The organism is Mucilaginibacter sp., from assembly GCF_041663085.1.
In the GTDB taxonomy this organism is placed as follows: domain Bacteria; phylum Bacteroidota; class Bacteroidia; order Sphingobacteriales; family Sphingobacteriaceae; genus Mucilaginibacter.
The window spans coordinates 1-18045 of the sequence record NZ_JBAZRC010000046.1 but is presented as its reverse complement, the minus strand read 5'-3'; the positions used below and the strand labels follow the sequence as shown (position 1 = coordinate 18045).

At 43.1% G+C, this 18045-nt stretch carries 14 protein-coding genes; 6 read left to right on the top strand and 8 right to left on the bottom strand.

Translation table 11 applies throughout. The features are described from left to right. Positions 1 to 220 precede the first annotated feature (220 nt). Positions 221 to 3811 carry a DNA polymerase III subunit alpha gene (gene dnaE / locus WC615_RS10745; RefSeq protein ID WP_372978101.1) on the top strand — a complete coding sequence of 1197 codons (3591 nt, stop codon included), beginning with the start codon at positions 221 to 223 and terminating at the stop codon, positions 3809 to 3811. A 48-nt stretch (positions 3812 to 3859) separates the two neighbouring features. On the opposite strand, the gene WC615_RS10740 is transcribed toward dnaE, so the two are convergent. After that, positions 3860 to 4186: a hypothetical protein gene (locus WC615_RS10740; RefSeq protein ID WP_372978100.1), complete on the bottom strand. Its 327-nt coding sequence runs from the start codon at positions 4184 to 4186 to the stop codon at positions 3860 to 3862. Between the two features lie 167 nt (positions 4187 to 4353). Here WC615_RS10740 and trxA point away from each other — a divergent pair, with 167 nt between their 5' ends. Beyond that, positions 4354 to 4674: a thioredoxin gene (trxA, locus tag WC615_RS10735; protein ID WP_191176070.1), complete on the top strand. Its 321-nt coding sequence runs from the start codon at positions 4354 to 4356 to the stop codon at positions 4672 to 4674. Between the two features lie 120 nt (positions 4675 to 4794). Here the strand turns inward: trxA and WC615_RS10730 are convergent, their stop codons facing one another. From WC615_RS10730 to WC615_RS10715, 4 genes are all read right to left on the bottom strand, one after another. Further along, positions 4795 to 5490, bottom strand: coding sequence for a head GIN domain-containing protein (locus WC615_RS10730; RefSeq protein WP_372978099.1), 696 nt, complete (start codon positions 5488 to 5490; stop codon positions 4795 to 4797). A 201-nt stretch (positions 5491 to 5691) separates the two neighbouring features. Then, positions 5692 to 7359, bottom strand: coding sequence for a M1 family metallopeptidase (locus tag WC615_RS10725; RefSeq protein ID WP_372978098.1), 1668 nt, complete (start codon positions 7357 to 7359; stop codon positions 5692 to 5694). Between the two features lie 11 nt (positions 7360 to 7370). Then, positions 7371 to 7994, bottom strand: a complete 624-nt coding sequence (locus WC615_RS10720) for a M949_RS01915 family surface polysaccharide biosynthesis protein (RefSeq protein ID WP_372978097.1) — start codon at positions 7992 to 7994, stop codon at positions 7371 to 7373. A gap of 162 nt (positions 7995 to 8156) precedes the next feature. After that, entirely contained in the window at positions 8157 to 10022 is a 1866-nt protein-coding gene (locus WC615_RS10715; protein WP_372978096.1) for a CocE/NonD family hydrolase, read from the bottom strand. Between the two features lie 326 nt (positions 10023 to 10348). Between WC615_RS10715 and lpdA the strand changes: the two genes are divergently transcribed. After that, positions 10349 to 11752: a dihydrolipoyl dehydrogenase gene (gene lpdA / locus WC615_RS10710; protein ID WP_372978095.1), complete on the top strand. Its 1404-nt coding sequence runs from the start codon at positions 10349 to 10351 to the stop codon at positions 11750 to 11752. A gap of 75 nt (positions 11753 to 11827) precedes the next feature. Here the strand turns inward: lpdA and WC615_RS10705 are convergent, their stop codons facing one another. After that, on the bottom strand, positions 11828 to 14191 hold the full coding sequence (locus WC615_RS10705) for an ABC transporter permease (protein ID WP_372978094.1): 2364 nt from the start codon (positions 14189 to 14191) through the stop codon (positions 11828 to 11830). Between the two features lie 169 nt (positions 14192 to 14360). Between WC615_RS10705 and WC615_RS10700 the strand changes: the two genes are divergently transcribed. Next, the gene (locus tag WC615_RS10700; protein WP_372978093.1) at positions 14361 to 14801 is read left to right on the top strand and encodes a sterol desaturase family protein; all 441 of its coding nucleotides are present in this window, start codon (positions 14361 to 14363) and stop codon (positions 14799 to 14801) included. 1 nt (position 14802) lies between these two features. On the opposite strand, the gene WC615_RS10695 is transcribed toward WC615_RS10700, so the two are convergent. Then, entirely contained in the window at positions 14803 to 15372 is a 570-nt protein-coding gene (locus WC615_RS10695; RefSeq protein WP_372978092.1) for a hypothetical protein, read from the bottom strand. A gap of 131 nt (positions 15373 to 15503) precedes the next feature. Then, a complete protein-coding gene (locus WC615_RS10690; RefSeq protein WP_372978091.1) occupies positions 15504 to 16136 on the bottom strand; it encodes a tetratricopeptide repeat protein in 633 nt (210 codons plus the stop codon). Between the two features lie 90 nt (positions 16137 to 16226). On the opposite strand from WC615_RS10690, the gene murB reads away from it, so the two are divergent. Together murB and WC615_RS10680 are read left to right on the top strand one after the other, a co-directional pair. Continuing rightward, positions 16227 to 17246 carry a UDP-N-acetylmuramate dehydrogenase gene (gene murB / locus WC615_RS10685; protein ID WP_372978090.1) on the top strand — a complete coding sequence of 340 codons (1020 nt, stop codon included), beginning with the start codon at positions 16227 to 16229 and terminating at the stop codon, positions 17244 to 17246. A 271-nt stretch (positions 17247 to 17517) separates the two neighbouring features. Beyond that, positions 17518 to 18045 (top strand): RNA polymerase sigma factor (locus tag WC615_RS10680; protein WP_372978089.1); only part of this gene is annotated, 528 nt, incomplete at its 3' end.

The window sequence follows — 18045 nt, the reverse complement described above, 5'->3', positions numbered from 1 at the left end:
ACAAATTATGTGTTAAACAGATATGCTGATAGTGTTTTCAACATTTGCGAATAGTTAATTGTTTTTATCTTATTACGATAATTGCGCTATAAACAGCATTATTCAAAAACACTTAATAAATGCATTGTAAATAAGCGCCGATTTATCCACAAACCTGTACTTCCACTTTGTTTTTTAATAAATTTGTAATCCACATAAGATACAGCACACAGAATATAATATGCCCGATTTTTCGCACTTACACGTACATACCCAATTCTCATTACTTGACGGTGCCGCCGATATTTCAAAGCTATACAAAAAAGCGGCAGCAGATGGTATGAAAGCCCTGGCCATTACCGACCACGGGAACATGTTTGGTGCGTTTAAGTTTGTGGCCGAGGCGGGTAAGCACAATGTAAAACCCATTGTAGGCTGCGAATTTTATGTGGTTGATGACAGGCATAAAAAGCAGTTTACCAAAGAAGTAAAAGATAAGCGTTACCACCAGCTGATGCTGGCCAAAAACGCCGAAGGGTATAAAAACCTCATCAAGCTATGCTCGTTAGGTTATATAGAAGGCCTTTACAGTAAGTGGCCGCGTATTGATAAAGAACTGATATTAAAATACCATAAAGGTATTATAGCAACTACCTGCTGCCTGGGTGCATCGGTACCGCAGGCCATTTTAAGGGACGGTGAAGCCGCTGCCGAAATTGAATTTAAATGGTGGCTTGACCTGTTTGGCGAAGATTTCTACATAGAAATGCAGCGCCACGATATACCTGAGCAAAACATAGTGAACGAAGTGTTAATGAAGTTCGCTAAAAAGTATAATGTTAAGGTGATCTGTTCAAACGATTCGCACTACGTGGATCAGCAGGACAGTAACGCGCACGATATTTTGCTTTGCGTAAATACCGGCGATTTGCAAAGCACCCCCATAGCTACCGATGAAGAAGGTGGCAAGGGTTACCGTTTTGGCTTTACCAACGACCAGTTTTATTTTAAAACGCAGGCGGAAATGGGCAAGCTGTTCCATGATATCCCCGAATCGCTGGATAATACACAGGAAATTGTAGATAAGGTAGATGTTCTGAAACTAAAAAGGGACATACTGCTGCCTAACTATGTTATCCCGCCCGAGTTTAAGATACACAGTGATATGACGCCCGATGCAGATACCCTTAACCAATGGGAGTATCTGAAGCACCTTACCTTTATGGGTGCCAAAGAGCGTTACAGGGATATAAGCCCCGAGGCCGAAGAGCGCATCAACTTTGAGCTGTTCACTATCCGTACCATGGGGTTTGCGGGTTACTTTTTGATTGTTGCCGATTTCATCAGGGCGGGCCGCGATATGGGCGTATTTATTGGCCCGGGCCGTGGTTCTGCAGCCGGATCGGTGGTGGCCTACTGTACAGGTATCACCAATATCGACCCGCTGAAGTATAACCTCCTGTTTGAGCGTTTCCTTAACCCGGATCGTAAATCAATGCCCGATATTGATACGGACTTTGATGACGCCGGCCGCCAAAAGGTTATTGATTACGTGGTTGATAAATATGGCAAGAACCAGGTAGCGCAGATCATTACCTATGGCTCAATGGCTGCACGTACCAGTATCCAGGATGTTGGCCGTGTGCTGGATATGCCTTTGAGCGATGTGAACGCGATGAAGAAGCTGGTGCCCGAAACTTTGGGTATCAACCTGAAAACAGCTATTGAACAGGTAGCCGAGCTGCAGGTTATCTACAAATCAAATGATTTAAAAGGCACGGTGCTTCGCGAAGCAGAAAAGCTGGAAGGATCTGTACGTAACACGGGTGTGCACGCCGCGGGTATTATCATTGCCCCTTATGACCTTACCGATATTGTACCCGTTGCTACTGCGAAGGACTCTGACCTGCTGGTTACCCAGTACGACGGGCGTGTAATTGAGGATGCAGGCGTAATTAAGATGGACTTTTTGGGCCTGAAAACCCTGACCATTATAAAGGATGCGCTAAGACTGATCAGGGCAAACCACGGTGTTGAAATTGAGATAGATTACATCCCGCTGGATGATACTGCAACCTACGAACTTTACCAGCGCGGCGATACCAACGGTACGTTCCAGTTTGAAAGTGACGGGATGCAAATGTACCTGCGAGATCTTAAACCCGATAAGTTTGAGGATTTGATTGCCATGAACGCCCTGTACCGCCCGGGCCCGATAGAGTATATCCCCAACTTTATTAAACGTAAGCACGGTTTAGAACCCATTGTGTTTGACCTTGCCGACATGGAAGAGTACCTGGGCGAAACCTATGGTATTACCGTGTACCAGGAGCAGGTGATGCTTCTGTCGCAAAAGCTGGCTGGCTTTAGTAAAGGTGATGCCGACGTTTTGCGTAAGGCAATGGGTAAAAAACAAATTGAGGTACTTAATAAAATGGAAGCCCAGTTTATGGAGGGCGCCATGGCCAAAGGCCACCCCAAAGATAAACTGACCAAAATATGGAACGACTGGAAAGCATTTGCCCAGTACGCGTTCAATAAATCGCACTCTACCTGTTACGCTTTTGTGGCCTACCAAACGGCTTACTTAAAAGCGCATTACCCGGCAGAATACATGGCCGCCGTATTAAACAACCAAAACAACATGGAGAAGATCACCTTCTTTATGGAGGAATGCCGCCGCATGGGGGTTGAAGTTTTAGGCCCTGATATTAACGAAAGTGACATGGCCTTTACTGCCAACAGGAAAGGTGTTATCCGTTTTGGTATGGCGGGCGTTAAGGGTGTAGGTGAAAAAGCCGTTGAGAGCATTATTGAAGAACGCCTTGAACGCGGCCCGTATAAAAGCGTTTACGATTTTGCGCAGCGCTCAAATACACGGTCGGTTAACCGTAAATCTTACGAGAATTTGGTTTATGGGGGTGCGTTTGATGGGTTTGGCTTAAACCGGGCGCAGTTCTTCGCTAAAACAGAGAACGGTATTTTAACCGGGGTTGAACGCCTGATAAAATATGGTAATGATTATCAGAACACGCAAAGCAGTTCGCAATCGTCCCTGTTTGGTGGTTCGGTAGCATCATATATCCCTGAGCCGGCCCTACCCGAAGCCGAGGAATGGCCGCTGATAGAAAAGCTTAAATACGAGAAAGAGGTTATCGGCATTTATTTAACCGGCCACCCGCTTGATAACTTTAAGCTGGAGATTGACCGGTATTGCAACACCACCATTACTGAATTAAAAAACATCCAGAAAGCCCGCTCAGGCGAGGGTGGGGAAGAGGTAATGGCTAACCTGGCCAACCTGCGTAAACGCGGCGAGATCTGTATTGGCGGGCTGGTATCAAGCGTGCAGCACAGGTTTACTAAAATGGGTAAACCGTTTGGTGCCTTTGTGCTGGAAGATTACAACGAAAGCTACGAGTTTGCCTTTTTTGGGGACGATTATGTAAAGTTCCGTAATATGATGGTGGAGGGTTACTTCCTGCATATTAAAGGTACGGTTGAAGAGAAATTCCGCCAGAAGGATAACTGGGACTTGCGGGTAACCACCATGAGCCTGCTATCTGAAATGCGCGATAAACTCACCAAATCTGTTGTGGTTAGTTTGGATCTGAAGATGCTGAACACGCAGTTGGTTGAACGCCTGGAGCAGATCATCGTTACCAATAATGAACGTTACCCGGCAAAAAGCTGTGCGCTAAAGTTTAAAGTAAAGTGCGGCGAAGAAGCCATGATCGTTGATCTGCTTTCTAAAACCCACAAGGTTAGCCCAAGCGATGAACTGATGGCCGATATCCTGAATTTGACGCATGCACCGGCGGTGTTGATGTAGTGCTTTCAAATAATAATATTCTTAAGGTTGGTGTCTCGCCAACCTTTTCTATTTAATAGCTATTGTTTTATTGTTAATAGACTTATTTATAAAGTAAAATACGAGGGAAATAATAGGTGATGTGACGAGCGTAATAAATATCCCGCAAAATAATACAGCCATCGCGGGCGTGGCACAACGCATCCCGGTAGTAGGCATGTTATCAACCAAAACCTTCATAGCCGTAAAAGATAATACAAAACCCAATAGTATGGTGGCCGGGAATATAAGGTACAAAGGAGTAGTAGTCATTCGGTTTACCCTTAATACTGAAAATATGATCTGAAATGCCGGGGCGATAAAAATCAGTAATTCTACCATTGCGTTATTTCTCATTAATACGTTATCCACACAAAAAGTAACCCATCTAATTACCTGCTACTATAAAGCGTTTGTAATTAAGGCAGATGTTAATAATATAATTGTCACATTGTCATGCACGCACTTGTGGCAAGCTATTTGAATAGTATATATTTGTACATCAAAATTAAAATATAGAAATCATGGCTTTAGAAATAACTGATGCAAACTTCGAAGAACTTGTTCTTAAATCAGATAAACCGGTACTAATTGACTTTTGGGCAGAATGGTGTGGCCCTTGTAGAATGGTAGGCCCTGTTGTTGAAGAACTTGCTAAAGAATACGATGGCAAAGCTGTTGTAGGAAAAGTGAATGTGGATAACAACCCCGGTATCTCAATGAAGTATGGCATCCGCAATATCCCTGCCTTATTGTACTTTAAAGGCGGCGAAATTGTTGACAAACAAATTGGCGCTGTACCAAAATCTATACTTGCAGATAAATTAGCTAAGCAATTAGCTTAACACCATATTATATAAATAAAGAGGGCCGTGATATATCACGGCCCTCTTTATTTATGCCGAAAGCTCAAAGCCGAAAGCTTGTTAAAGCTTTCGGCTTTGAGCTTTTACCTTTCACCTTTATTACATCCTGCTAACGCTTCCGCTGCCTGCTTTTGAGCTGGAAATGTTTTTGGCCGCGCCGGTGTAATGTACATCGCCCGAACCTACTACCGAGGCATCAATTTTTTCGGAAGCATTTACCCTTGCATCGCCCGACCCTGCAACTTTTACCTGGGTATTGGTAGTTATGAGGTTGTTCCCGGTAAAATCACCAGAACCTACTACGCTAACAGTTGAGTTATCTGCACGGCCTGTAAGCGTAATATCGCCAGAGCCTCCTATGCTGCTCTCTAAAGTTTTAACATCAACTTTACCGCTTATATCGCCCGAGCCGGTTAGTTTTACTTTTAGGGAAGGTGCCCTTAAACCGTCTTTAAAAAACACATCGCCCGAACCTGCAAGGCTCACTGCATTCACGTTTTTTATAGCTACATAAACAATCATTTTTTTATTGCCGTTCCAGTTCCAGTGGGTGCCATCTTTAGTGTATATTTTTAGCACACCGCCCTCAACCTCGGTTACAATACGGTCTATAATATCAGAAGGTGCATCTACCTTTACCGATTCGGTTGACCCCTGGGTAATGTACACATCGTATGAACCGGCAACGCTTACCGCGTTAAAGCCTGTTAAATGGCGGTCCTGCGTATCTGCTTTGGCAAAGCTTGCAGCTGCTACCAGTAAGCCAACTGTAAAAAGTGTTTTTAGTGTTCTCATGGTTTTGAATTGTTTAGTTATTAGACGCAGGTTGTAACAGGAAAGTTGCATGCTTTTGGAAATAAATTTCCCGCGCGTTCACCCTCCTGTCATTTCGAACGATAGTGAAATCTTGTTAAAATGATAGGCGATGAACTTTGCATAACGAACAAGATTTCTCCCTCGTTCCTCGGTCGAAATGACAATTGGAGAACAACGGACCTAATCCATCAACACCCCTATATAATAATTAAAGGTATCCACCTCTAAATTATCTTCAGTGGCACCAGCGATAGTAAGCGGGGTAAAGCGCGTTTTTGGGGTGATAAATTGGTATTCGCCGCCTTTTACGCGTACCCTTACCGGCATGTTAAAGTCCCTTACATCAGCTATCCATCTGCACATCAGTTTGCCGTTAATGGTCATAAACTCAAGCGTGGGGATATTGGCGTGTTTTAAATATTGTTCAAACACCGGGCTAAAGTTTATACCGCTTTGCTGATTGATGTAGCCTACCACCTGGTCGTAAGTAACTGTTTGATGGTAAAAAGTTTTATTTAAACCACGCAGTATACCGCGCCATTTTTCGTCATCATTAATAACGGTACGGATCATGTTCAGCATGTTGCCGCCTTTGGGGTACATATCGCCCGAACCTTCTTTGTTTACGTTGTATGGGCCAACAATAGAGCCGTCGTTCTGGATACCCAAACGGCTGCCGTGCACATATTCCTGCCCGGCCTGTTTGCCCCAATTATCTTCCACAAATAGCGACTCGCTGTAATTGGTAAAACTTTCATGGATCCACATATCGGCAAGGTCTTTACTGGTGATATTATTGCCAAACCACTCGTGCCCGCTCTCGTGTACTACAATGAAATCCCATTTCAGGCCCCAGCCGGTGCCGGATAGGTCGCGGCCCAGGTAGCCATTCTGATAATGGTTGCCATAAGCCGTGCCGCTTTGGTGTTCCATCCCTAAGTGATGGGTTTCTACCAGTTTGTAACCGTCCTCGTAAAAAGGGTAGGGGCCAAACCAGTGTTCAAAAGCTTTTAGCATAGGTTTGGTGTTTGCACCCCAGTGCTTTTTGGCTTTCTCCAGATTATAGCTTAATGGCCAAAAATCGAGTGTTAGTTTTCCTTTTTCGCCCATGTAGGTATCGGTATAATGCGCGTAGTCGCCAATATTGGCTTCAATATCGTAGTTGTTGATGGGGTTGGCTACAAACCAATCGAAACGGGTGTAGCCGTCTTTAAGTTTGGTAACCTTACGCAGGCGGCCATTGCTTACATCTTTTAATCCGTTAGGCACACTGATGCTGATCAGGGCGCTATCCACTTCGTCGGCCTGCTGGTCTTTTGTTGGCCACCAAACACTTGCCCCCATGCCCTGGCAGGCGGTTGATACCCATTTATGCCCAAGCGAATCCACGTTATACTCTACACCGCCATCCCATGGGGCGCGTTTAGCAATGGTTGGGTTGCCCGAGTAATAAACAGTAAACTCTTCCTTGCTGCCGCTTTTAATGGTTTGCGGGAAGGTTACAAACACCGCGTTAAACTCGCGGGTATAGGGTAGTTCTTTACCTTTATAAACCACCTTCTCCACTTTTAGGTTTGAGAACAGGTCGAACTGCAGTTTGGTGAAATCCTGTGTGGCAGTGTATTTAAAAAGTACATTACCGCTGATGAATTTGTTATCGATATCAAACTTCACATCCAGGTGATAATAGTTAATATCGTAACAGGTACGCAGCGGGGTGGTTAATGATCCGCGCAGACTATCGGCACGGGTAAATGTTTCCTTGTGGTTGCCAAGCTGGGCTTTGGCTGTAAAAGTGCTTGCTGTTAAAAATGCAAGAGCAATATATTTAAGGCGTGTTATTTTCATTGTTACAAGGGTTAATCCCATTTTTCTAAAAGGTTTTTCTTCCAAAGTTTTTGAGCATATTGTTTGAAAGATGCCGGTGCGGTATTAAATGCCTGGTCAAAAGTGTATTTACCGCCTTCATATTCCGTTTTTGATACCTGCACCTTATTGGTTCCGCGCATAGCATATTTTTTATCACCCTCGTGCATAATTATTTTCAAATCGCTCGGGCTAACATCACCATGGCAAATAGTCTTATACATCAGCCATACCTCTGCTGTTCCATTGTTGTCAAGGTCAGTTACAGCAAATGTTTTACGAACAAAGTTAGCGGCAATATCAACAGGGCAATCTTTTACAAAATCGTATAGTGTCCACGTAGCTTTGTAAGCGCCGGATTGGATCAAATAATGATATGCATATAAGGCAGCGTCGCGATAATCGTCACCGTCGCCATTTTTGGATTGTGTTTCGCCAGTTTCTGTGGTAATAACTATATGTTCACCTTCCTTGTCGGTAAATTTTGCCGCATCAATAATATGCCCTTTGTAAGTTATCGATTTTGGAATAGCCGTTTTATCCAACTTAATAACTCTTACCTGAGCTTGGGCGGTAAAGCTGATTAGGGCAAAAAGTGCAAGGATGTATAATTTCATTTTATCTTTCGATTTTAAAATATGTCATTGCGAGCGATAGCGTGGCAATCTCGTTGAATGCATAACGGTTATGCACCTGCGACGAGATTGCCGCGTCGCTCCGCCACACTTTCCTTACGCCGCTCCTCGCAATGACATGGTGATGAAGGGTTACCTAACTTCTTACTTCAATACCTCCACATCAATAAAGCTATCGTTAAACACAGTGTGGGTAGCTTTTTGATAATCACTTTCGTTGGCTTTATATGGGTTCTCTACAAACTTTTGCGGGTTACGCGCATACAGCGGGAACGATGTGCTTTGTACCTGTATCATAATACGGTGGCCTTTTTTAAAGGTGTGCAATACATCCTGCAGGTGGAAATTTACATCTGTTTTTTGGTTGGCAACCATCGGTACGGCCTTCTCAAAACCATCGCGGAAACGTGCCGGCATGATCTCTGAACGTACCATTTGCTGGTAATTGCTCAGGATGATGTTTTTGTTTGGCATGTAATCGTTGTTCTTTTCATCCGGAGGGTAAACGTCGATCAGTTTCACTATCCAATCGGCATCGGTACCGGTAGTTGCTACTTTAAGGTTGGCCATAATTTCGCCGCCAAGGGTAACATCATCAGCTAAAACATCGGTTTGGTAAACCAGCACATCGGTACGGCGGCCTGCAAAGCGCTGGTCTTCGCTCATGTAGTTGTGCGGGGTAAAGCCCATGGTGGTGGTGTTATCCTCGGTATAAGGCACAGGTTTCATTGGGTCGCTTACAAAGCTGGTGCTGCCTGTTGCGGCTGGTGCTGCATCGGCCAGTTTACCATCATTATTTAAATAAAACTTAACATGGGTTGCCGCTGCAGATGGCCATTTATCAAATGTTTGCCATTCTTTTTTACCGGTGTTGTACATATAAGCCTCAGGCAGGCCCGAGTTTTTATCGCCGTTACCTTTCAGGAAGTGGTTAAAGAATTTTTGCTCGATGCTTTTTTGATAGAATGTAGCAATACTATCGCCAAAGTAAACGTTGCTGTGCATGGTGTGCCCGGTTTCGCGCGACCACCTGCCGTGCCCAAACGGACCCATTACAATGGTGTTATAAGCGTTAGGGTCTTTCTTCTCAATAGTTTTATAGATAGCCAGCGGGCCTGTTAAATCTTCGGCATCAAACCAGCCACCTACCAGCATCACCGCCGGTTTTACTTTGTTGTAATGTTTCAACAGGCCGCGTTTTTGCCAAAATTCATCGTAATTAGGGTGGTTAATGGTTTCCTGCCAAAAAAAGTTGTCTTTGTAATATTTGTCGGCGTTTTTAAGCGGGCCAAGGTCAAGCAAAAACTGGTAGCCATCGCGGGTGCCGGCGTTAAACATTTGGCTGCCGTACCATGCTTTGTTTGTAGTATCTGTTTTTTGAACGCCAAATACCGGGAAGGTAAAGAAGTAGCTTTCTATGAAAGCACCGTTGTGGTGAAAATCGTCAAAAAAGAAATCGGAGATAGGTGCCTGTGGCGATGAAGCCTTTAAAGCAGGGTGGTTTGATAAAATACCCGCAGCGGTATAAAAGCCCGGATAGCTGATACCCCATTGGCCTACTTTACCGTTGTTGCCGGTAGCGTTTTTGATCAGCCAGTCGATGGTGTCGTAAGTATCGGATCCTTCATCCACATCTTTTTTGCTTTTTTTATTATCGATAACCGGGGTCATGTTGGTCCAGGTGCCTTCGCTTTTATATCGGCCGCGTACATCCTGGTAAACAAAAATATAACCTTCCTGCATCATATATTTTGAGGGGCCTAATTGGCCGGGGTATTTTGTTTCGCCATAAGGTGCAATGCTGTAGCAGGTACGCTGCATCATTATGGGGTATTTATTGGTTTTAGATGCATCGTTTGGCGTATAGATAGAGGTAAAGAGTTTTACCCCATCGCGCATGGTGATGTACACATCTTTTTTGGTGTAGTGTTCTTTAACGTAGGCGCTTTGCGCAAACAACGTACTACAGGCCGCAGCCATTACAAATAATAATGCGGAGAGTTTTTTCATGATGTTGGTCAGTTTTTTAGTGAGCGTAATTTAGCAAGTATATAGCTAATATACTAACGGGTGATAATACTGTTACAAAGTTAAATTGATCTATTCTTGAGAGGGAAAGGGGGGGCTTAGAATATTCGGCTAAGACGCGAAGTATCGCGTCTCTACGGATGCCAAAATGTAGAGACGCGATACTTCGCGTCTCCTTGCATACGAGACAATCCGCGTTAGGGGGCTACCGACCCAACATCACGAATGTCAACCCCTTCACATTTTAATTAATTACCTATTTATAAGCCTGTAAACATTCCTTAACTTTGCCACCAAAATACACTACTATGCAATATGATGTAATCGTTATAGGTTCTGGTCCGGGTGGTTATGTGGCGGCAATACGCTGCGCCCAACTGGGTATGAAAACCGCAATTATTGAAAAATACAACACCCTTGGCGGCACCTGCCTTAACGTAGGTTGTATCCCGTCGAAGGCTTTGCTTGATTCGTCGGAACATTACCATAACGCTGCCCACACTTTCACTACACACGGTATTAAATTAGATAACCTGGGTATTGATTTTGGCCAGATGATAAAACGCAAACAGGAAGTTGTGGATGCCAATACCAGCGGTATTACCTACCTGATGAAAAAGAACAAAATTGACGTACACACAGGTGTAGGATCATTTAAAGATAAAAACACCATTATTGTTACTGCCGCAGACGGTAAAACTACCGAGCTGACCACCGAAAAGGTGATCATCGCTACAGGTTCAAAACCATCAAGCCTGCCATTTTTGAAGATAGACAAGAAACGCATCATCACCTCAACCGAGGCTTTAACCTTAACCGAGATCCCTAAACACCTGATACTGATTGGTGGGGGTGTTATTGGCTTGGAATTAGGTTCGGTTTACGCGCGTTTGGGTGCCAAAGTATCTGTAATTGAGTACATGGATGGTATTATCCCAACCATGGATAAGGGCCTGGGCCGCGAATTACAGAAAGTATTGAAAAAATTGGGCATGGAGTTTTACCTGGGCCACAAGGTTACAGGTGCAACAGCCAAAGGCAAAGAGGTTACCGTTACTTTTGATAACCCCAAAGGCGAAAAGCAGGAACTTAAAGGCGACTATTGCATGGTAGCTGTTGGCCGTATAGCTTATACCGACGGTTTAGGACTTGATAAAATTGGCATCACCGTTGAAGAGCGTGGCCGCAAAATACCGGTTGATGAGCACCTGGAAACCAGCGTTAAAGGCGTTTATGCTATTGGTGATGTAATAAAAGGCGCCATGCTTGCCCACAAGGCCGAGGATGAAGGTACTTTTGTTGCCGAGCTTATCGCCGGGCAAAAACCGCACATTAACTATAACCTGATACCGGGTGTTGTTTATACCTGGCCTGAAGTTGCCGCGGTTGGTTATACCGAAGAGCAATTGAAAGAGGCGGGTACAAAATATAAGGTAGGGTCGTTCCCGTTCAAAGCAAGCGGCCGTGCCCGTGCCAGCGGTGATCTGGATGGTTTTGTGAAGGTTTTAGCTGATGCCACTACCGACGAAATTTTAGGTGTGCACATGATTGGCCCGCGCGCTGCCGATATGATAGCCGAGGCGGTTATTGCCATGGAGTTCCGCGCCAGTGCAGAGGACGTAACACGTGCCAGCCACGCCCACCCAACCTACACCGAAGCCATGCGCGAAGCCTGCCTGGCAGCAACCGAGAACAGGGCGATACATATTTAAGAATTTATAAATACCATATAAAAAGGGTGCACCTGAACAGGCGCACCCTTTTCTTTTTTAAGCAACTGTATAAGGTTATTCGGTTTTAATGCTTTTTATAGGGTTGGCCATAGCCGCCCCGGCAGCCTGGAAGCTTACAGTAACAACAGCTATAGCCACGGCTACTATGCCCGAGTATAAAAATATGGTCCAGCTGATTTGAATGCGGTAATTAAAATCCTGCAGCCATTTGTTCATGAACCACCAGCCGATAGGTGCCGCTATGGCGACTGATACCAGCACCAGCATAACAAAATCGCGCGTGAGCAATTGCATCAGGTTTACAATGCCTGCACCCAATACTTTGCGTATGCCAATCTCTTTGGCACGGTTCTCGGCCATATAAGCCGCAAGCCCGAACAGGCCGAGGCACGATATTAAAATTGTAAGCGCTGAAAAAGTAAAAGCTATTTTACCGGTGCGCTGCTCGTTTTTAAATTTTTCGGCATAGGCCTGGTCTACAAAATGGTATTGGAACGGATAGGCTGGGTTGTATTTTTTGAAGATCGCTTCGGCTGTTTTCAGGCCTGAAGATGTTGATTGATTAGGATTAAGCCTGAAGGTAAGCGCATTGTAATACCAATTTTTCGATCCGAATACTAACATAGGGTTAACTGCCTGAGAAGGGGAACCAATGATAAAGTTTTTGATAACGCCCACAATTTTCAGTCGGTTGTCGCCAAGCGAAATGATTTGGCCTATCGGGTCTTTAAAGCCCATTGCCTGCACTGACGCTTCATTAATAATTACCGCGGCTGAGTCTGAAGGGAATTTATTGAAATCGATATCCCGCCCGGCCAAAAGTTTAAAACCAAATGTTTTTACAAAATCTCCGTCTGTTGCAAACCTGCTGAAACTTACGTTTTTATGGTTAGCATCCATATTGCCCCAGTTAAGGCCGGAAGTTGAACTGCCGTCAATAGTTACCGGCATACTCGTTTTACTTACTGCTGATGCTACACCACTGCTTAACAGCTCATTTTTAATAACATCGAAATTTTTGCCGATAGAGCCATTTATCGGGTGCTCTACAAGGTTATTTCTTACATAGCCATTATCGCGACTTTGTACATAGTTGATCTGCTGGTATATAATAATAGTAGCAATAATGAGTACAATAGCTACAGTAAACTGCGTTACTACCAATACCTTACGCGGACTAATAACTCGTGCCTTGCTTTTAAACAAACCCTTAAGCATCTTTACCGGCCTAAATGCTGACAGGTAAAAGGCAGGATAGCTACCCGCAAGCAAACCCGTGAAAAGAATAAAGCCAAAGCCCGCCAACCACAAGTAAGGGTTTTTATAGTTGATCAATAGTTTTACACCTGTTAATTCACGAAACGCTGGTAGTGTTAATTGTACCAGCACAATAGCAAATACTCCCGCAATACAGGTAATAAGGATAGACTCTGTTAAAAACTGTTTGATGATAGCAAAACGGTTAGCACCCATTACCTTACGTACGCCAACTTCTTTGCCGCGTTTTTCGCTTTGGGCGGTACTTAGGTTCATGAAATTTATACAGGCTATCAATAATATCAATGCGGCTATTGCGAATAACAACCTAACTGTTTCTATAGCGCCACCAACGGCTACACCATTCTCAAACTTTGAATTTAGATGCCATTTTTTTGCCGGATGTAAGAATATCCCAAAATGCAGAGCAGCGTCATGCTCTTTCAGTAAATTCTTTATTTTCTTATCAAGTAACGCCGCATTTGCTCCGGGCTGCAACTGTACATATGTATTAAAGCTGGCATTACCCCAACTATTGGCCTCAGATGTGCCTATCATCGGTTCTAATGACACCAAATAATCAAACTGGAACTGTGTGTTTGCAGGCGGATCACTGATAATACCGGTTACCTTGTAATTTTCTTTATCATTAAGCCGCAGTAACTTATCTGTCGGGTTTTCGGTGCCAAATATGCGTTTAGCCAGGCTAACGGTAAGCACAATGCCTTTAGGGTCATCAAGCGCGCGTTCGGTGCCATTCACCATTGGGAAACTGAACATGCTTAAAAACTGGGGGTCAACGTCGAGCCCTGTGGCAATTATGCTTTTTCCCTTGTAATTAAAAAGCCGTTCATTTGGCCAATATACACGGGCCGCAGCTTTCACTTCCGGGAATTTTTGTTTTAACTCCGGGGCAATAGGCGCGGAAGTAATATCCCACGTATAAACATTATTGCCGGCATCCTTATCAGACCGGTTCCAAACCTTGTACAGATCATCAGCATTTTTATGGAACCGGTCAAAACTTAGTTCGTTTTGTATCCACGTAAATATCAATATAGCGCCGCACATGCCCGTAGCAAGGCCTGTGATGTTGATCATAGAAAAACCTTTGTTTTTCCATAAATTGCGCCAGGCTATTTTAAAGTAGTTTTTAATCATAACGGTTAATATAAATTAAATACAATAAACCTTATGCCATTAATTTAATTTATTGATATTGAGGTGTTTATAATGTTTTAAATGTCGGGTAATCGTTCGGAATCGGACAGTGAACGTGCGGCTGTGTTACAATTATAAAACAGCTCATTAATTTAAAAGTTAACTAATAATGCAAGCGTTAATTAATATAGCTATAATAATATGCACCATAGCACTAATGGAAGCACTTTCCTGGGCTATGCATAAATACCTGTTCCATGGGCCGCTGTGGTTTATCCACAAAACGCATCATCAACATCGCCATGGCTGGTTCGAACTGAACGACCTGTTCAGCATTGGCTTTGCCGCTTTAGCCTTATGGCTGATGTGGGCAGGGCATATCACTTTAGATTACCGCTTTTGGATAGGTGCAGGTATCAGTACCTACGGCACCATCTATTTCATCTTTCACGATTGGTTTATACATAACCGCTTCAAGGCCTTTAAAAGTAGCAACCGGTATTTGTCTGCCATCCGCAGGGCGCATAAAATTCACCATAAATCAACCGAGAAAAATCCTTCGGAAGAGTTTGGGTTGTTGGTAGTGGGCAAGAAATGGTTTAAGGGGTAGATTATTCACTCTCGCTCTGTTCAAGTGCTTCATTTATTTTAGCGTATAATTCTTGCCAATCTGAAGTTTCTGAAATGATATCTCGTATAAGCGAATCTGCTGAATATACATCGTTATTAGTAAGTATGTGGAATTTAATGTAACCCGGTTCGGGTACAGTAGTGTATTTTCTTCGCATCCTGGCAAAATTGTATTGCGCTGTGGTAAAGGCAGAAGTAGAAGCGGCTAAAAAACTCTCATTTTTTGGAATGAAGATGTTTTTTCTTGAATTTCTGGTTGTTAATCCCCAAACTTCTCCTGTTTTTAAAAGTACTATAAGTTGCACCTCAACCCCGGTATGAATTTCCAACCCAACGGCAAAGGCGGTTTCTGTATCATCAGTAAGTTCAATTCCTATACCGTTGGGTTTAATTGATAAGATCTCCTCTCTCAGTTTAAGATACGTGTCCCATTGAAAATCGGCTATCTCTACCTCTGCTAGTTTTCGCTGCCATTTTTGATAATAAAAATAGGCAACGCGCCCAAGGTGAAATAATATTAAAGCGCCCAGGAAAAAATAGCCCTCTTTCATCTTAACGTTTAGGGCAACTAAGATAAATAAAACACGTTCCAATCATCTAAAATAAAATCTGCAAAGAAAAACTTCGGAAGAATTTGGGTTATTGGTGGTGGGGAAGAAGTGGTTTAAGGTGTAGTTGCTGTTTAATCCATTAATTGTTTAGCACAACTATCTGCTGTACTGCGGATATCGGCTCGCGCGGGATTGATTTTTAGTGAGAGTTTTAATACATCAATTGAAAACTGTTTATAAGTTAATGCCTTTTCTGTTTTACCCTCTTTTTTATAAGCATCTCCATACTTAAAAGCAAGCTTACCAATATCATATAAATCTTCCACTGTAATTTCTCTTATCTCTTCAGATTTATCTAATTCCAAAGCTTTAAATAAGTTTTTTTCACCTTCTGCAGTTTGGCCTAAGTTTATCTGAGATAAGCCCAGTTCCATGTAATTTACTGCCTCAGCTTTGCCAATTGCATTCGCCCTTTTAAACCACTCAATTGCTTCATCGTATTTTTTTGAAATGTATAAGCTATGCGCTAAGGCACTCCTTGCAATAGAATGGGTTGAATCTGTTCTTAAGGTTTCTCTGAACTTCTCAATAGCCTTATCATTTAATTCAATTGCTGTTTTTTCGTTCCCTCTATTGGCTTCTGTGCCCGCATTTAAGGATAATGTTACACCTTCATTGAAAATTTTAAAAGCTTTTTCTTTTTTAGTTTGTTGGCAAGATATTATGCTTAACGATATGATGATTGTAAATAGCCTCTTTTTCATTTCAATGGATACTGGTACAATGCCTGATTTTAATGCTAAACATAAGTAATAAAATTCCGAAATTCGTCACCGTTCTAAATTCACAATATCATGCTGCAAATACAGGAAAACGTATCGCTTAAAAAATTCAACACTTTTGGTATTGATGCTAATGCCCGCTACTTTGCCGAGATAAGCCATGAGGATGAACTGGTTGAACTATTTGCCGACCCGCAATGGCTTACCACCAACCGCCTGGTGCTGGGCGGCGGCAGTAATATGCTGTTGGTGAAGGATTTTGAAGGTCTTATCATCCGCATGAATATCCGTGGGATTGAGCACCGCATCAGCCACAATGATGTATATGTTGAAGTTGGCGGCGGCGAAGTATGGAACGACCTGGTGAACTTTTGTGTTGACCGCAACTACGCGGGTATGGAGAACCTGAGCCTGATACCCGGCTCGGTTGGCGCATCGCCCATACAAAATATTGGCGCTTACGGTGTAGAACTGAAAGATGTATTTGCAAGCTGCCGTGCTTTTGAAATAGCTACAGGTACTTTCCGCACGTTCACAAAAGAAGATTGCAAGTTTGGTTACCGCGAAAGTGTTTTTAAAACAGAGCTGGCCGGGCAGTATATTATAGTATCCGTAAAGTTCCTTTTATCGCTTAAGCCCAATATTAATTTAAAATACGGCGCTATAGAGCAGGAACTGGCTAACCGCGGTATCACTAACCCCACTATTGAGGATGTATCAAAAGTGGTATCGCATATCCGCGTTTCTAAACTGCCCGATCCGTCAACCATTGGCAACGCAGGGAGTTTCTTTAAAAACCCCGTTATCGGCGACGAGCAGTTTAGCCTGTTGCAGGAGCAATTCCCCGATGTGGTGAACTACCCGGCAGGCGAAGGATTGCATAAACTTGCGGCCGGTTGGCTCATAGAACAATGCGGATGGAAGGGAAAAGTTGTTGGAAACACCGGCACCTGGAAGAACCAGGCGCTTGTTTTGGTAAACCACGGCGGTGCAACGGGCGAAGAAGTATACAGTCTTTCGTCGCAAATCATAGACACTGTGTACACTAAATTTGGCGTTACGCTACAGCGCGAGGTGAATATTATTGGTTAAATTAATTAATTAAAAATATAATATCGCATCCATTTCATATACAGTTAGTTAAACAACTTTTTGTTTTAACAATCCCTTATACTTTACTTAATAATTACAATTACTCCTTTTTTGCGTAAATGGCTGTTTTTAAGCAGTTTACAATACTATGACTGTTTTTAGTACAGTTTTGTGCTGGTTTAAAGTGATTCTGCAGCATCGTTTCATTTTCATACACTTTTCATAAAGTGGTATCATGTTTGCCTAATACTCAATACAAAACATTAACAGAATGACAAAGATTGAGTTTAACACCCTTGTATTACGTCAGGCGACTTCCCTAAGGTCTTATGCCTTACACTTCACCCATGACGCCGATGATGCTAACGACCTTGTTCAGGATACAATGTTGAAAGCTATAACTTATTACAATAAGTTTAAAGAAGGCACTAATTTAAAAGGTTGGTTGTATACCATCATGAAAAATACCTTCATCAACAACTATCGCCGTTTTGTTAAAATGAGCACTTTTGTTACCAAAAGCGATGAGATATCATCTCCGAACCTGGTATTCAGTTCAACAAAAAACCAGGGCGAGGCTAAATTTGTGATGGATGATATTAAAAGAGCTTTAGACAGGCTACCATCAGATTACTATGTGCCTTTCACTATGTATTTTGAAGGTCATAAATATCACGAGATAGCTGACCATTTAACTATACCTATCGGTACCGTTAAAACCCGTATCCACGTAGCCCGTAAATTGCTTAAAAAGAATTTAAAAGCTTACGATAACGGCGTTGCAAAACCTATCTACGCT

Excerpts from the sequence above, each read along its gene's own strand:
- WC615_RS10740 (WP_372978100.1), bottom strand. The coding sequence starts at position 4,186 with ATGAGAAATAACGCAATGGTAGAATTACTGATTTTTATCGCCCCGGCA.
- WC615_RS10690 (WP_372978091.1), bottom strand. The coding sequence starts at position 16,136 with ATGAAAAAGAGGCTATTTACAATCATCATATCGTTAAGCATAATATCT.
- lpdA (WP_372978095.1), top strand. The coding sequence starts at position 10,349 with ATGCAATATGATGTAATCGTTATAGGTTCTGGTCCGGGTGGTTATGTG.
- WC615_RS10700 (WP_372978093.1), top strand. The coding sequence starts at position 14,361 with ATGCAAGCGTTAATTAATATAGCTATAATAATATGCACCATAGCACTA.
- WC615_RS10715 (WP_372978096.1), bottom strand. The coding sequence starts at position 10,022 with ATGAAAAAACTCTCCGCATTATTATTTGTAATGGCTGCGGCCTGTAGT.
- murB (WP_372978090.1), top strand. The coding sequence starts at position 16,227 with ATGCTGCAAATACAGGAAAACGTATCGCTTAAAAAATTCAACACTTTT.
- dnaE (WP_372978101.1), top strand. The coding sequence starts at position 221 with ATGCCCGATTTTTCGCACTTACACGTACATACCCAATTCTCATTACTT.
- WC615_RS10695 (WP_372978092.1), bottom strand. The coding sequence starts at position 15,372 with ATGAAAGAGGGCTATTTTTTCCTGGGCGCTTTAATATTATTTCACCTT.
- WC615_RS10720 (WP_372978097.1), bottom strand. The coding sequence starts at position 7,994 with ATGAAATTATACATCCTTGCACTTTTTGCCCTAATCAGCTTTACCGCC.
- trxA (WP_191176070.1), top strand. The coding sequence starts at position 4,354 with ATGGCTTTAGAAATAACTGATGCAAACTTCGAAGAACTTGTTCTTAAA.
- WC615_RS10730 (WP_372978099.1), bottom strand. The coding sequence starts at position 5,490 with ATGAGAACACTAAAAACACTTTTTACAGTTGGCTTACTGGTAGCAGCT.
- WC615_RS10705 (WP_372978094.1), bottom strand. The coding sequence starts at position 14,191 with ATGATTAAAAACTACTTTAAAATAGCCTGGCGCAATTTATGGAAAAAC.
- WC615_RS10725 (WP_372978098.1), bottom strand. The coding sequence starts at position 7,359 with ATGAAAATAACACGCCTTAAATATATTGCTCTTGCATTTTTAACAGCA.